We start from the raw sequence: 14,384 nt of genomic DNA on the forward strand, positions 1-14,384 counted from the left end.
CCCCCTGTCGCTACAGCCGCTCGACGCGTTCACCCTCGGCGAGCACGCCGCGGGTGTCCAGCACGAGCCTGGCGTTCTCCTCGACCATGTCGAGGTCGAAAGCGGCGTGCTGCTGCAGCAGCAGCGTCACGTCCGCGGTCACGACGGCCTCGGCCAGGTCCTCCTCACGCGGCACCGCGGTGCCGTCAACCGACCACTCCTTGACGTACGGGTCCACGAACGTGAGCTCCGCGCCCAGCTCCAGCAGCGCCCGGGCGACGGGCAGGGCGGGGGTCTCGCGCTCGTCGGCGATGTCCGGCTTGTAGGTGACGCCGAGCAGCACGACCTTGGCGCCGTTCACGGCCTTGCGGTGCCGGTTGAGCAGGCGCTGGACGCGGTTGACCACGTACGCGGGCATCCGCTCGTTGATCTCCTGCGCCAGCTCGACGAACCGGAACGGGTAGCCGAGCTTGCGGACCGTGTACGACAGGTAGCCGGGGTCCACGGGGATGCAGTGGCCGCCGACGCCGGGTCCGGGAAGGAACTTCTGGAAGCCGAACGGCTTGGTCGCCGCGGCCTCGATCGCCTCCCACAGGTCGACGCCGAGCTCGTCGCAGAAGATCGCCATCTCGTTGACGAGGGCGATGTTGACGTGCCGGTAGGTGTTCTCCAGCAGCTTGGCCATCTCGGCCTCGCGGGTGCCGCTGACCGGCACGATCTGCTCGATGAACTGGCCGTAGAAGGCGGCGGCCCGGTCACGGCAGGTGTCGGTGTAGCCGCCGACGACCTTGGGGGTGTTGCGCAGGCCGTACTTGGGGTTGCCGGGGTCGATGCGCTCGGGAGAGAAGGCGAGCTGGAAGTCGACGCCGGCGACGAGACCCGAGGTCTCGAGCAGCGGCCTGGCCACACCGTCGGTGGTGCCGGGGTAGGTCGTGGACTCCAGGACGACGAGGGTTCCGCGGCTGAGGTTGCGCGCGACCGCCTTGGTCGCGCCCTCGACCGCCGACAGGTCGGGACGGTGGTCCTCGTCCAGCGGCGTGGGAACGCAGATGACGATCGTGTCGCTGGCTGCCAGCACCGATTCGTCGAGCGTGGCGCTGAAGCCGTTGGCCAGCATGTGCTCGAGGTCGGCGTCGGTCAGGTCGTCGATGTAGGACTGACCGGCGTTGAGCGCGTCGACCTTGCGGGGGTCGACGTCCACGCCGACGACCCGCAGGCCTGCCGCCACGGCCTCCTTGGCCAGCGGCATGCCGACGTAACCCAGGCCGATGACTGCCAGGTCGAAATCCGTCACGACATCGCCTTAGAACACTTCATGGTGGCAAAGGTTATCTCAAGTCCACCTAGCTCACGCCTAATGCGACTGAACCCGTCAGAACCGACAGCGAACTTGTAGGTCATCGTTCTTCAAGCGTTCGGTAAAGGTCACGATAAGTCTCGGCAACGCGGCTCCATGTCCGCTTTGCTGCCACTTCCGCCTTTCCAGCCTCACCCATCTCAGCTCGCCTGGCCGGGTCCTGTCGCAGGTCGGACAGCGCCTTGGCGAGCGCCTCCGGGTCGCCGGGCGGGACCAGCAGACCCGCGCCCTCGGAGCCGACGAGCTCGGACAGCGCGGGCAGATCGCTCAGCACGACGGGCTTGCCGAGCGCCATCGCCTCGACGGGTTTCAATGGCGTAACGAGCCGGCACACCCTCAGGTCCTCGCGGGGGCAGACGAAGATGTCGATCGCCGCCTGCGCCTGCAGCGCCTCCTCAGGGCCCACCCGGCCCGGCAGGATGGCGTTGTCGAGGCCGAGCTCCTCCACGAGCGCGAGCAGGTTGTCCCGCTCGGTGCCGTCGCCGACGATGAGGACCCTGACGTCCTTCCTGAGCAGCGCGCCCGCCCGCAGCAGGGTCGCGAAACCCTCGTAGGCCACGATGCTGGAGACCGAGCCGACCACGATCTCGTCGTCGCCGATGCCCATCGACCGGCGGAAGGCCGCGCCGTCGTAGTCGGCCGTCAGCAGCGAGTCGTCCACCGCGTTGGGCGCCAGGCGGATCTTCTCGCGCGGCACGCCGCGCTCCACGATCTCCTGCGCCATGGTCTCGGCCAGCGTGACCACCGCGTCCGCCTCGCGCATCAGGAACGCCTCACGCTCGCGCTGGAGGACGTGCCGCTCGCTGCCGATGCGGATCGGGTCGCGCGAGGCCCAGGTCTCCTCCAGGAAGCCGCGCACCTCGTAGACGAACGGCGTGCCCGTCCGCTCGCGGACCGCGTACGCCATCGACCCGTTGCGGTGGTCGGTGGCCGCGTGCAGCACCTGCGGCCGCAGCGTGGCGACCAGCTCGGTGACGCGCTCGGCGCCCAGGATGATGCGCCCCCGCGTCTCGAACGGCATCTCCTGCCGCCCGTCCGGCAGCAGCCGGTGGTACGGGATGCCGTCGAGCTCCTCGAACGGCGCGGCGTCCGCGTGCCCCTGCAGCATCGGCCAGCCCCAGCTGGTCACGACGTGCGGGTCGAGGCCCTTCTCCTTCTGCGCGGTCACGATCCGGTGCGTGCGCACCGTGTAACCCGCCTGCGTGTACGGCAGGGCGTTGGTGACCATGTGCAGCACCCGGCCGGCCACGCGCTCGGTGATCGCCACCTTGGGACGCGGCGGGATCGGGTCAGGGCTGATCGCGGCCAGCTCGCCCCGGTAGTAGGCGGCCCTGCGCTTCACGAAGGGGTACTTGGCGTGCGGCTCGAGGACCTCGGCCGCCTCGGTGACGCGTCCGGCGTCCCAGTGCGCCTTGGCCTCGTTCCACGGCGCCTTCACCACGCGCATGCCGACCTTGCGGACGGCACGCCGTACCTTGCGGGCGGCCGGCCAGGCGACCCGGCCCACGACGGGGCGCAGCCTCGGCGGGAGCGCGTCGGCGGCGGCTTGGGCGACCCGGACGGGGTCGGATTTCACCTTCGCGACGACGACGCGGGAAACGATGACCGGATGCTGGATGAAGCCCTTGAGAAGTCCACCGACTCCGGCCCTGGCCGACTTGGCGGAAACCTTTGGTCTGGCGTCGGATACCACGCGGTGACCGTACCATAGGCAACGTTTTTCCCCTTCCGCTATGAAAGGCGAGGTAGATGAGGGAGAACCCCCTGGTCCTCCATGTCCTCGGCGCCCGTCCCAACTTCGTGAAGGCCGCCCCCGTGGTCCGCGGACTCGACGAGCTGGGCGTGCGGCAGGGCATCATCCACACCGGTCAGCACTACGACGCGCTGATGTCGGACGTCTTCTTCGCCGACCTCGGACTCCCCGCACCCGTCGCGAACCTCGGAGTCGGATCGGGAACGCACGCCAAGCAGACCGCGGCCCTCCTCATCGGCCTCGAGGAGGTCTTCCTGGCGCAGGAGCCCGACCTCGTGATCGTCTACGGGGACGTCAACTCCACGCTGGCCGCCATCCTCGTCTGCGCCAAGCTCGGCGTCGCCACCGCCCACGTCGAGGCGGGCCTGCGCTCCTTCGACCGCGGGATGCCCGAGGAGGTCAACAGGATCGTCACCGACTCGCTGTCGGACCTGCTGTTCGCCACCTCGCCCGAAGCGCTGTCGTACCTGGCCGCCGAGGGCGTGCCCGCCGCCAGGACGCATCTGGTCGGCAACCCGATGATCGACAGCCTCTTCGCCGCGCTCCCCTCGCTCGACCCCGCACCCGTCGTCGAACGGCTCGGCATACCTTCTCGTTATGCCGTGGCCACGCTGCACCGCCCGGCGAACGTGGACACGCCCGAGGCCGCCCGCGAGCTCGTCTCCGCCGTCCTCGAGGTCGCCGCGCAGGTCCCGCTGGTCGTGCCGATGCACCCGCGCGGGCGCGCCCAGCTCGCCGCGGTCGGCCTGGTCGACGGGCCCGACGTCAAGGTCGTCGACCCGCTCGGATACGTCGACTTCCTCTCGCTCGTGCGGGGCGCCGCGCTGGTCGTGACCGACTCGGGCGGCGTGCAGGAAGAGACCACGATGCTCGGCGTGCCGTGCCTCACCGTCAGGCCCAACACCGAGCGGCCGATCACCGTCACCCACGGCACCAACAGGCTCGTCACCCCCGCGGCGCTGGCCGCCGCCGCGTCCAAGGCGCTGTCCGACGGGGCCACGACCCCGGCCGGGGAACTGCCCGTGCTGTGGGACGGCGCCGCGGGCCCGAGGATCGCGCGGGTCATCGCGTCGTGGCTGAAGGGGGAGAACCTCTCACCGGCCTCACGAAACGGGCGGCAGTAGCCGTACCATGACAGACCTCCTTTGACTTAGTGAGGACGAGCGGATGTCTTCAGAAGAGCCGACCTTCCAGCGACTCGGGCCGATCAACTGGCTCCCTGAGGAGCGCAAGCTCGTCGAGAGGTACGAAGAGGAGATCAAGGAGCTGCGGCGGCGGCTCGAGATCGCCGAGGCCCGCGCCGAGTACGCCACCTGGAAGCTGCAGGCCACGCAGACCAAGCGCGCGTTCAAGCTGGGCGAGGCGCTGACGTCCAAGAACCCGGGCAAGGTCGTGGCGGCGGTGCGCTCGAACGAGAAGGCGCCCGCCGCGCCGACACCGGTCTCGACGGTCACCGAGGCGGCGGGCAAGCGCCCGCCGCTGGTCGAGGTGCCGACGGTCAAGTGGCCCACCGGGCCGATCAACCGGCCCGACCTGAAGGTCGCCGTCATCCTGGACGACTTCTCCAGGATGGCCTTCCGCTACGAGTGGGACCAGATCGAGTTCGGCCTGCGCGACTGGCCGGAGATCTTCGCCGAGAAGCGGCCCGACCTGCTGTTCTGCGAGTCGGCCTGGCACGGCAACCAGGGCCGCTGGCGGTACCAGATGACCGGCACCAACGCGCCCAAGCAGGAGCTGCGGGACCTGGTCGCGTGGTGCCGCGCCGAGGGCATCCCCACGGTCTTCTGGAACAAGGAGGACCCGCCCAACTTCGACTTCTTCATCGACACGGCGAAGCTGTTCGACTACGTGTTCACCTGCGACGGCGACATGATCCCGAAATATCGTGAAGTTCTGGGACATGACCGGGTGGACGTCCTGCAGTTCGCCGCCCAGCCCCGCGTGCACAACCCCATCCAGCAGAAGCAGGGACGCCTGCACGACGTGGTCTTCGCGGGCATGTACTTCCGCGACAAGCACCCCGAGCGCCGCGAGCAGATGGAGACCGTGATCGACCCGATCAGGGAGCTCGGCCTGCACATCTTCGCGCGCAACGGCTCCGTCGACGACAAGTACGCCTGGCCCGAGAAGTACCGGCCGCACATCGTGGGCGAGCTCCCCTACGACCAGATGCTCGCGGCCTACCGGATGTACAAGGTCTTCCTCAACGTCAACTCGGTGCTCGAGTCGCCCACCATGTGCGCGCGCCGCGTCTTCGAACTGTCCGCGTGCGCCACCCCCGTCGTCTCCGGCTGGTCCCGCGCCATCGAGGAGACCTTCGGCCCGCTCATCCCCATCGCCCGCGAGCCCATCGAGTCCTTCAACCAGGTGCTCCACCTGATCAACAGCCCCGAGCTGCGCGCCCGCATGGGCCACCTCGCCATGCGCGAGGTCTTCGACAAGCACCTGTTCTCCCACCGCGTCGACCAGATCCTCGGCCTCATGGGCCACCCGGTCGAGTCGCGCTCGCGCGCCATCTCCGTCGTCCTGCCGACCAACCGCGCCGCGCAGATCGAACACGCCATCAGCTCCGTCGCCCGGCAGCGCCACCGGCCGCTCCAGCTCGTCATGGTCCTGCACGGCCTCGACATCGACCCCGTCGTCGTCGCCGACAAGGCCCGCATGGCGGGCATCTCCGACGTCGTCGTCCTGCCCGCCGCCGCCGACATGTCCCTGGGCGCGTGCATGAACCTGGGCATCGCCGCCGCCGACGGCGAACTCGTCGCCAAGATGGACGACGACAACCTGTACGGCGAGCACTACCTGTCCGACCTGGTGCGGGCCTTCGACTACTCCGACGCCGAACTCGTCGGCAAGGGCGCCCACTACACCTACTTCGAGGGCACCAACACGACCATGCTGCGCCTGCCCGGCCTCGAACACCGCTACACGTGGCTGGTGCAGGGCGGCACGTTCCTCGGCAAGGCCGACATGTTCCGCTCGTACGGCTTCGCGGACATCACCCGCGGCGAGGACACCCACCTGGTGCGGCGGCTGAAGGAGGACAAGGTCAAGATCTACTCGGCCGACCGGTTCAACTTCGTGTACTGGCGCAGCGCCGACTCGGCGATGCACACGTGGCAGGCCGACGACATCAAGCTGAACCGGGTCGCCCAGTTCTCCTTCGTGGGCCACCCGGAATCCCACGTCATGCTCTGACCCGCACGAGCACCCGACGGCAGGAGCCGCCACGTCGGGAAACGCCCACGCCGTCGACCTCGGCCGCTCCACGCGGCCGACGCACGTCCGGGGACGTCACGCTGGGCGTACGGCTCGGCGTGGACGCGCATCGTACGGCTCGGCGTGGACGCGGGCCGTACGACTCGGCGTGAGCGTGGGCCGTACGCGTGATGTCGCATCAGCGGGTGGTAGAGGGGCCCCGTCGCCGAGCGAGCCCCTCCAGCACGATCGGTCAGCGCTCGTCCGGCGGCCTGAACAGGACTCGTTCTTCCACGTAGCAATCGCAGTTGCCGCAGCCTGGGACCACGTCGATCTCCCCTCACCCGTCTTCCTCGACCGTACGACAGGCGGCCGTCTCCCGGGCTGACCGCGAGGGTCAGACTCGCGTTCTCACCCTCGCGTCGATCGGCAGGACGGTGCGTGGGGCCGGCCGACCGTGGCAGCACCGTCAACGGGACGCCGCTGGTGCTGTGGGACTGCCACCTCGGTCTCGACCAACGGTGGCGTGGATTCCCTCAGACTCACCTTGGGGACTCCCTCAGACTCACCTTGGGGACTCCCTCAGACTCACCTTGGGGACTCCCTCAGACTCACCTTGGGGACTCCCTCGGGCTCACCTTGGGGACTCCCTCGGGCTCCCGTCGGTGGACTCCCTCGGGCGAGGGAGGTGCGAGGCGGCGCCGTCCGCGACAGTCGTGGTGTCAGTCCATGCTGTCCACTCCACCAGATCGGAGAGATCATCGTGATCAAGACGGCTGCTCGAGTCGTCGCCGTCGTGGCGCTGGCCGCCACGACGACCGCCACCGGCACGGCGAGCGCGGCGGCGGCGCCCGCCGGGAGCGTCCGTGTCGCCAAGACCACCGCCGGCATCAAGGGATGGGCGCGCATGCACTTCCCCGCCCCGGGCAACGACATCCAGGTCACGGTTGACGCGCACGGCGAGTTCACCGCCGCCAGCCCCGCCTTTCCGACCCGGGCGTGGGGGACGTTCCGCATCTACCACGCGGTCAAGGAGCCGGGAAAGCCGCGCCAGGTCAACTGGGGTGAGGTCAAGGTCGACTGCCTGACCACCGGCGGCCCCGTCGCCACCGTGACGGGCACGCTCGTCCGGGTGACTCCCGGCGGGCCCTGGGACGACCTGCTGAAACGGCGCGTGCGCATGGGGGTGAGCTTCTACGTCGCCCCGAAGGGCGCGGGCCCCAGCATGATCGGGCTGGCCGGGGCGACGGCGGAGGGAGAGCCGCTCCTGACCAGGTGCATGGCGCCGGCGCCCGACTCGCCGGTGATCAAGGGCGGCTACACCCTGGAGGAGAAGGGGCCGCTCGGCTGATCCCACGCCTCGGCGCCCGCGAAGACGAGACCGAGCTCGTAGGCGAGGACCGCCGCCTGGGTGCGGTCGCGGGCGCCGAGCTTGTCCAGGACGTTGCGGACGTGCGTCTTGACCGTCTCCTTCGACACGTACAGCGCGGCCGCGATCTCGGCGTTGTTCTGGCCGTGGGCGATCTGCCGCAGGACGTCCAGCTCGCGCGGGGTCAGCTCCACCGGCACCCGCCACGTCGCCCCGGCGCTCCCCGCCGAACCGCGCCACCATCCACGCCCCGGCAGCCGATCGCCCGCACGCCCGCCCAGTCCTGACCGGCGATTCCCATCACGACCGCGCCCCGCCTCACCAGCCCTCCCCAGGGCGCGCCCCGCCTCACCAGACCGTCCCAGGTCACGTCCCGCCTCCACGGCCCGCCCCAGATCGCGCCCCGCGTGACCGGCCGGTCCCTGGCCGCGCCCCGCCTGACCGGCTCGCCCCAGGTCGCGTCCCGTCTGACCGGTCCGCCCCAGATCGCGCCCCGCGTGACCGGCCGGTCCCTGGCCGCGCCCCGCCTGACCGGCTCGCCCCAGGTCGCGCCCCGCCTGACCGGCCCGCCCCAGGTCGCGTCCCGTCTGGCCGGGTGGTCGCAGGTCAGGTCCCGCCGGCTCCCTCATGGCCGGGCCGCTGGTCCCCTGGCCCGGAACGCGTCCGGGTGTAGGGGGGCCTGCCGTACCGAGATGGTGGGCGGCGATGCGGCGCAGCGCGTCGGGGAAGAGCACCGCGTCGCGGGAGTGGACCAGCCGGACGGCGTCCACCAGCTCGCTCGCCGGGGCACGTTTGAGCACGTAGCCGGCCGCGCCGGCGCGCAGGGCGCCCCAGACCAGCTGGTCGTTCTCGAACGTCGTGACCACCACGACCCGGGTCGCGGGCGAGCGGCGGGCCAGCTCCTGGGTGGCGGCGAGGCCGTCCATGCGGGGCATGCGGACGTCCATGAGGACGACGTCCGCGCCGAGACCTGCCTCGACGGCCTCGCGACCGTCGGACGCCTCGCCGACGACCGCGATGTCGTCGTGGAGGGAGAGCATCGCGGCCCATCCCGAGCGGATCAGCTTCTCGTCGTCGGCCAGGACGACCCTGATCACAGCGGCAGCGTCGCCTGGATGCGCCACGTGCCGTCCACCTCCTTCTGATGGGTACAGGTGCCGCCGACGAGGCGGGCCCGCATCCGCATGCCGGTCAGGCCACGCCCGGCCCTGCCGGAGGCCCCTGGCACCTCCGGCGCACCTGGTGGATCCGACGCCCCCAGCCCGTCCGACGCGCCGGACACCCCCCGCGAACCCACCACGCCAGGCGCGCCCGGCGCACCGGAGCCGCCCGAAGCGTCCGGGATGACCGCCACCTCCGGGATGACCGCCACCTCCGGGATGACCGCCACGTCAGGGATGCCCAGCGCGTCAGGGGTGCCCGGTACCTCCGGGATACCCGGCACTTCCGGGATGCCTGGCACATCCGGGATGGCTGGCACATCCGGGATGGCTGGCACATCCGGGATGCCTGGCACCTCCAGGATGCCTGGAGGGGTCGCAGTGCCGTGGGGAGCCGGGGCGGCCGTAGTAGCCGATGTCGCGTTCTCCACCGTCAGCACCAGGGTGTCGGTGACGGCGATGTCGAGGGTGATCGGCCCGTGCCCGTGGCGGAGGGCGTTCGTGAGCGCCTCCCTAGTGATCGCGTAGGCCGCGCGGGAGGTCGCCCCCGGCACCCGGTCGAGACGGTCGACGCTCGCCCGCACGTCCACACCACGGGTGAGCGTGCCGAGCGCGTCCAGCGTGGGCCCCTGCCCGGCGTCGCCGTCGTCGAGCACCCCGAGCAGCACGTCGAGGTCCTGCTGGGCGTCGCGCGCGGTGGCCATCAGGTGCTCGAGCGACTGGCCGGCGGTGGCGACGTCCGTCTGCCTGCGCTGCAGCGATGCCTGGGCGGCCATGGCCTGGACCAGGACGACGCTGAGGGCGTGGCCGACCGAGTCGTGCAGTTCCAGGGCGAGGCTCTCGCGCCGGCCGAGCTCCTCGATCGTGCGGGACGGCTCGGCGTGCAGGAGGCGGCGCGCCGCCCACCGCTGGGCGAACCCGGCGGCGACCAGCGCGGCCAGCGTGGCGGCGGCCAGGAGGGGTATCGGGGCCATCGCGCCGGGATCCGCGGTCCAGAGCCCCAGGTCGCCGAGCTTGACCAGCCCGGGTGCCAGCAGCAGGACGCCCGCGCTGAGCGTGGCGCCGCCGTACAGGTGCAGGCTCGTCAAGGCGAGGAGGTAGAGGCGGTCGGCCCGCTCGGGCACCTCGACGCCGAGCAGTTCCGACAGCGCGGCCACCTCGATGCGCCGCGTCAGCGGCACCGCGGCGAGCAGCACCGAGGCGGGCAGGCACGCCGCCCACAGCGCCAGGACGCGTCCCGGCGTCACCTCGGTCATGATCACTATGCCGAGCGCCACGGCCGCGGGAGTCAGCAGCGCGGCGCCCAGCAGCTGGTAGGTGCCCGCTCCGACGGCGCGGGCGATACGGCCTCTCACGTGGAGCGACGCTAGCCGACGCGGCGTGGCGTGACCTCCCTCGTCAGGGGGAGGTGTGCCGGTACGGGCATTCCTAGCGTGAGCGGCATGACGAGAAGGGATCGCCTCCTGGGCGCGGCGCTGTCACTGGCGGTGACCGCTGTCGGGATTCTGTGGTGGACGACTCCGGCGAGCTACCCGTTCGGCGCCGGAGACCGCGTCAAGGTGTCGCTGTCACACCTCATCGAGCACGGGGTGGCCGGTCCGATGACCGTCGCCGCCGGGCTCGCGGGGCTGGTGACGATCTTCGGGCCGCGGCCGGTGGTGCGAGTGGGGGCGGTCGCGCAGTTGCTCTTCTTCGGCGTGGTGATGTCCGACGCCGGCATCATGTCCCTCTTCGCGTACAGCCTGGCGGTGCTGGGGCCCGTCGCCATGCTCGGCGTCGTGGTCATGGCCGGCCTGCGCGGCAAGCCGTACGGCGTGGCGGGCCTGGCCGCGCTGGCCGCCCTGGTGGTCGCCGACGTGCTCACCGGGGCGGGCGCGATGACCACGGTGGCGACCTACCTGGGCAACGTCGCCGGAAGTTTCGCCTCCTACGGCGGGCGGCTCGCCTGGACGCTGGCCAACGCCGCCGCGTGGGCGGTGTGGGCGATGATCGCGGTGAGGTCCTTCCGGCCGGCGGAGCCGCCGCGGTGGACCAGGCCCGAGTCGGTCGCCCGGTGGGGGCGCGTCGTCACGATCGGGGCGGCGCTGTGCCCGCTGCCGTACACGCTCTACCGGCTGACCTGGCTGACGCCCTGGGCGACCGACTCCGACGTCACCGGGCCGAACATGGACGCGGCCCTCCGGATGCAGGGCCTGCTGCTCGCCTTCGCCGGACTGATCGGCGCCGTGCTGACGCTGGGGCTGATCAGCAGGTGGGGCGAGGTGTTCCCGCGCTGGGTACCGATCTACCACGGGCGTCCGGTTCCGGTACGGCTGCCCGTCATCGCCGGTGGCCTGATCACGGGGGTCTGCTTCCTTGCCTCGCCGGGCCTCGTGATCGACGCGGTCCTGCGGGGGCAGCCGCTCGCGCTGCTGCTGTGGCCGTACCCGCTGTGGGGGGCGCTGCTGGGCGCCGCGGTCCTCGCCTACTGGCTGCGCCGCCGGTCAAGCACCGGCACAGCCCCCACCCGAGCAGCGGCATAGCCGCCCACCCGATACGCCCCGGCAACCGCAGGAACAGGAGTGCAGCCACCCATCCGGAACACCCCAGCGCAACGCTTCCTCACAGCACCCCTGGTCGCAAACGCTCCCTCACAGCGCCGCTGCGCGCAGCGCGGCGCGGGCCTGGGACATGGCCGCCAGCCGTTCCGCCACCTGGTCACCGGGTGGCGCGGCGCCGCGCTCGGCCTGGCGGCTCAGGAGGACCAGCTCGGTGGCGGCCCGCTGGTAGGCGGCCATCGCGGGCCCGGCGCCGAGCCGCCGGGCGTGGTGGAGGGCCTGCCAGCGGCCGTGCGGGGAGGAGAGCATGGCGATGTCGCGCGGCGTGACCAGGCCCGTCGGCTGGTAGCGGGGCAGGTGGCGGCCGATCGCGGCGACCAGCCCGCGGTGCTCGGCGGTGATCGCGCCGGCCAGGACGATGACGGCCGCGGCGCACGCTACGGAGACCGCCCTCTCGCCGGCGACGGGGGCGTGTCCGGTCGGGGCGGAGAGGATCGCGTGGTTCCACAGGCTGTGGAGAAGGACGGCGGCCGCGCCGTACAAGGGGACGATCAGGACGCTCGTCCGGCTCCGCGAGACGGCCGCGTAGCCGACGCCCAGCCCGAGCAGCGCGCTCCACAGGGGGTGGGCGATCCCCGACCCGAGCCCGTGCTGAACGAACGCGTGCAGCAGGTCGCCCTGCCCGCCCCGCGCGAACACGGCGAGGTGGTGGCCGGCGCTCTCCACGGTCGCGAACCCCAGCCCGGCCATGGCGGCGTAGACGATGCCGTCGGTCAGCGTGGTGATCGCGCCCTTGCGCCGCCACAGCAGCCACCCGAGCACGGCCCCCTTGGCCACCTCCTCGACCGCCGGGGTCAGGACCGCCCGGCCGTCGGGGGCGAGCCATCCCGTCACGACGACGCTCGCCACCAGCGCGGTCCCCGCGCCCCACGCGAAGGCGAAGGCCAGGTGCAGCCGCGGTTTCTGCGCCAGCTGGTCGATCGCGAGCACGACGCCGAGCAGGACGGGCAGCGGTGCCAGCCCGGCCGCGAGCCCCAGGGCCAGGTCGGCGACGGTCGCGCCGTACGACGGGACCAGCGAGCCGAGGTAGCCGACGGCGCACAGCACGGAGATCACCATGACGGCGACCATGCTCCTGTCCCGGCTCCTGCCCTGCCCAGACGGCGGCGGCTCCGAACACGGATCCTGGCACGGCTCCGGACACTGATCCAGGCACTGATCCAGGCACGGCTCCGAACACTGATCCGGGCAGGGCTCCGAACGCGGATCCAGGCACAGATCCGGACACGGCTTCGGGCGGGGATCCGGGCGCGGCTCCGGCCGCGGCCTCGGCAGCTGTCGGGTCTGGGTCGTCATGGTGGTGGCCTCGCCTGCGGATGTCGGTCCGGCGGGGAGCGGGGCGAGGCACGGGATGCGCCACACCCCCCGTCGGGCGTTTCATCCGTTTTCTAGCGGTTTGTGGTTGCACATCCCTTTTAACTGGCTTGCCAGGGCGCGCCACCGCCTCAGCGAACGGCCAGCAGGTCCCCGCAGAACGCGCGGATGGCGCGGGCGACCACGGTGGGCTTCTCCCAGGGCATGAAGTGACCGGCCCCCGGCACCCAGAACGGGCCGACGACCTGCGGGAAGGCGATGGCGCACCGCTCGGCGACGTGATCGCCGAGCGTCACCTGGTCGGGACCGACGAGCACCAGCGTCTGCTGCTGGACCGGCCGGTCGATGAGCTCGGGGGCCGACATGGCGCGGGTGCCCATCACCACCTCGTAGTCGGCGAAGGCGGCGCGCAGCCGGTCGGCGTCGGCGTACGGCTCGGTCAGCACGGCCAGATCGGCCTCGGAGAACGCGCCGGGCGGGCACCACATCCGGTGCCCGAAGAACTCGGCGATGTAGCGCCGGCGGCGTTCGGGGGTGTCCAGCTCGGCGACGAGCTCGTCGGCGTGCAGGCCCTGCCGGCGCTGGTAGTCGTAGATCGCCGGCTTCGGTGTGCCGGGCGGGATGCCCGCCGCGGCGAACGCGTCGGGCAGGTCGGGCATGGAGTCGTCGAGCACCACCAGGCGGTCGACCCGGCCGGGATGCCGGTTGGCCAGGTCGATGGCCACCATCGCACCGAGATCGTGGCCGGCGACGACGACCCGCTCCCAGCCGAACGCGTCGAGCAGCCCGACCAGGTCGGCGTTGAACGCCGCGAAATCGTAGAAGCCGTCGGGGGCGAAGTCGGAGTCGCCGTAGCCGCGCAGGTCGGGCGCGGCGACGTCGAACCCCGCCGCGGCCAGCGGCTCCATGGTGTGCGACCAGATGAGGCTGGTGCAGGGGAAACCGTGCAGGAGAAGCAGCGGCACGCCACCGTGGCCGCTGCGCCGAACGGCCAGCCGGTGGCCCTCGCTGACCGTGACGAACGCGGGAGAGACGAGCACACCAGATGCTCGCACGGGCCACCGACAGAACGACAGGAACGGGACACCGCCGGAAACGGGCCACCGACAGGAACAGGGCACCGTACGGCACGCCCCGCCATGGACCGTCGCCGGGACGATCAGCCCCAGGCGCCCGCCACCTGGCGGGTGGCGGCGTTGAGCCTGTTCCACAGGTTGACCGTGGCGATCGCCAGGATGAGAGCCGCGAGCTGCGGCTCGTCGTAGTGCTTGGCGGCATCGGCGTAGATCTCGTCGGACACCGCCTCCGGCCGGTCGCTGAGCCGGGTGACGGCCTCGGCGAGCGCCAGGGCGGCCCGCTCGGCGTCGGTGAAGTAGGGGGCGTCCCGCCACCCGGCCACCGACCAGAGCCGCTCGTCGCTCTCGCCGGCCTTCTTCAACGCGCGGGCGTGCATGTCGACGCAGACGCTGCAGCCGTTGATCTGGCTGGCGCGCAGGTTGACGAGCTCGACGAGCTGCTTCGACAGGCCGGTCTGATCAAGGGTCGCGCCCACGCTCAGCAGGGCCTTCATCGCGCCGGGAACCGTCGACGCCGGGTGGCTCATACGTGCTTCCATGATCGTTCTCCTCCGTCATCGTATGGTCATCGGTGACGGTCC

11 protein-coding genes are annotated in these 14,384 nt (G+C 71.6%); 4 read left to right on the forward strand and 7 right to left on the reverse strand.

Features of this window, described 5'->3' with window-relative positions:
* Nucleotides 1-10: 10 nt before the first annotated feature.
* Complete coding sequence (locus ACWENQ_RS06105; protein ID WP_449915610.1) at nucleotides 11-1,273, reverse strand: nucleotide sugar dehydrogenase; 1,263 nt, start codon at nucleotides 1,271-1,273, stop codon at nucleotides 11-13.
* A gap of 103 nt (nucleotides 1,274-1,376) precedes the next feature.
* On the reverse strand, nucleotides 1,377-3,029 hold the full coding sequence (locus ACWENQ_RS06110) for a glycosyltransferase family 4 protein (protein ID WP_449915612.1): 1,653 nt from the start codon (nucleotides 3,027-3,029) through the stop codon (nucleotides 1,377-1,379).
* 56 nt (nucleotides 3,030-3,085) lie between these two features.
* On the opposite strand from ACWENQ_RS06110, the gene wecB reads away from it, so the two are divergent.
* The 3 genes from wecB to ACWENQ_RS06125 all read left to right on the forward strand — a co-directional run bounded on the left by wecB (nucleotide 3,086) and on the right by ACWENQ_RS06125 (nucleotide 7,638).
* The gene (wecB, locus tag ACWENQ_RS06115; protein ID WP_452413034.1) at nucleotides 3,086-4,213 is read left to right on the forward strand and encodes a non-hydrolyzing UDP-N-acetylglucosamine 2-epimerase; all 1,128 of its coding nucleotides are present in this window, start codon (nucleotides 3,086-3,088) and stop codon (nucleotides 4,211-4,213) included.
* Between the two features lie 43 nt (nucleotides 4,214-4,256).
* The gene (locus ACWENQ_RS06120) at nucleotides 4,257-6,287 is read left to right on the forward strand and encodes a glycosyltransferase family protein (protein WP_452413035.1); all 2,031 of its coding nucleotides are present in this window, start codon (nucleotides 4,257-4,259) and stop codon (nucleotides 6,285-6,287) included.
* 763 nt (nucleotides 6,288-7,050) lie between these two features.
* The gene (locus ACWENQ_RS06125) at nucleotides 7,051-7,638 is read left to right on the forward strand and encodes a hypothetical protein (protein WP_452413036.1); all 588 of its coding nucleotides are present in this window, start codon (nucleotides 7,051-7,053) and stop codon (nucleotides 7,636-7,638) included.
* Here the strand turns inward: ACWENQ_RS06125 and ACWENQ_RS06130 are convergent.
* Nucleotides 7,605-8,753 (reverse strand): response regulator, encoded by a 1,149-nt coding sequence (locus ACWENQ_RS06130; RefSeq protein WP_452413037.1) that lies wholly within the window; start codon nucleotides 8,751-8,753, stop codon nucleotides 7,605-7,607. The genes ACWENQ_RS06125 and ACWENQ_RS06130 overlap by 34 nt on opposite strands.
* The gene (locus tag ACWENQ_RS06135) at nucleotides 8,750-10,171 is read right to left on the reverse strand and encodes a histidine kinase (RefSeq protein ID WP_452413038.1); all 1,422 of its coding nucleotides are present in this window, start codon (nucleotides 10,169-10,171) and stop codon (nucleotides 8,750-8,752) included. Before ACWENQ_RS06135 ends, ACWENQ_RS06130 begins: the two co-directional genes overlap by 4 nt.
* A gap of 87 nt (nucleotides 10,172-10,258) precedes the next feature.
* Between ACWENQ_RS06135 and ACWENQ_RS06140 the strand changes: the two genes are divergently transcribed.
* Nucleotides 10,259-11,338: a hypothetical protein gene (locus ACWENQ_RS06140; RefSeq protein WP_452413039.1), complete on the forward strand. Its 1,080-nt coding sequence runs from the start codon at nucleotides 10,259-10,261 to the stop codon at nucleotides 11,336-11,338.
* A gap of 108 nt (nucleotides 11,339-11,446) precedes the next feature.
* Here ACWENQ_RS06140 and ACWENQ_RS06145 read toward each other — a convergent pair whose 3' ends face one another.
* The 3 genes from ACWENQ_RS06145 to ACWENQ_RS06155 all read right to left on the reverse strand — a co-directional run bounded on the left by ACWENQ_RS06145 (nucleotide 11,447) and on the right by ACWENQ_RS06155 (nucleotide 14,342).
* Nucleotides 11,447-12,472 carry a PrsW family intramembrane metalloprotease gene (locus ACWENQ_RS06145; protein ID WP_452413040.1) on the reverse strand — a complete coding sequence of 342 codons (1,026 nt, stop codon included), beginning with the start codon at nucleotides 12,470-12,472 and terminating at the stop codon, nucleotides 11,447-11,449.
* Between the two features lie 386 nt (nucleotides 12,473-12,858).
* Nucleotides 12,859-13,767: an alpha/beta fold hydrolase gene (locus tag ACWENQ_RS06150; protein WP_452413041.1), complete on the reverse strand. Its 909-nt coding sequence runs from the start codon at nucleotides 13,765-13,767 to the stop codon at nucleotides 12,859-12,861.
* Nucleotides 13,768-13,886: 119 nt separating this feature from the next.
* Nucleotides 13,887-14,342, reverse strand: coding sequence for a carboxymuconolactone decarboxylase family protein (locus ACWENQ_RS06155; protein WP_449915632.1), 456 nt, complete (start codon nucleotides 14,340-14,342; stop codon nucleotides 13,887-13,889).
* Nucleotides 14,343-14,384: the final 42 nt, after the last annotated feature.

This window comes from Nonomuraea sp. NPDC004354, assembly GCF_053602555.1.

Bases quoted from the DNA above. Each gene is read 5' to 3' on its own strand.
- wecB (WP_452413034.1), top strand. From the start codon at position 3,086: ATGAGGGAGAACCCCCTGGTCCTCCATGTCCTCGGCGCCCGTCCCAAC.
- ACWENQ_RS06120 (WP_452413035.1), top strand. From the start codon at position 4,257: ATGTCTTCAGAAGAGCCGACCTTCCAGCGACTCGGGCCGATCAACTGG.
- ACWENQ_RS06140 (WP_452413039.1), top strand. From the start codon at position 10,259: ATGACGAGAAGGGATCGCCTCCTGGGCGCGGCGCTGTCACTGGCGGTG.
- ACWENQ_RS06145 (WP_452413040.1), bottom strand. From the start codon at position 12,472: ATGGTGATCTCCGTGCTGTGCGCCGTCGGCTACCTCGGCTCGCTGGTC.
- ACWENQ_RS06155 (WP_449915632.1), bottom strand. From the start codon at position 14,342: ATGGAAGCACGTATGAGCCACCCGGCGTCGACGGTTCCCGGCGCGATG.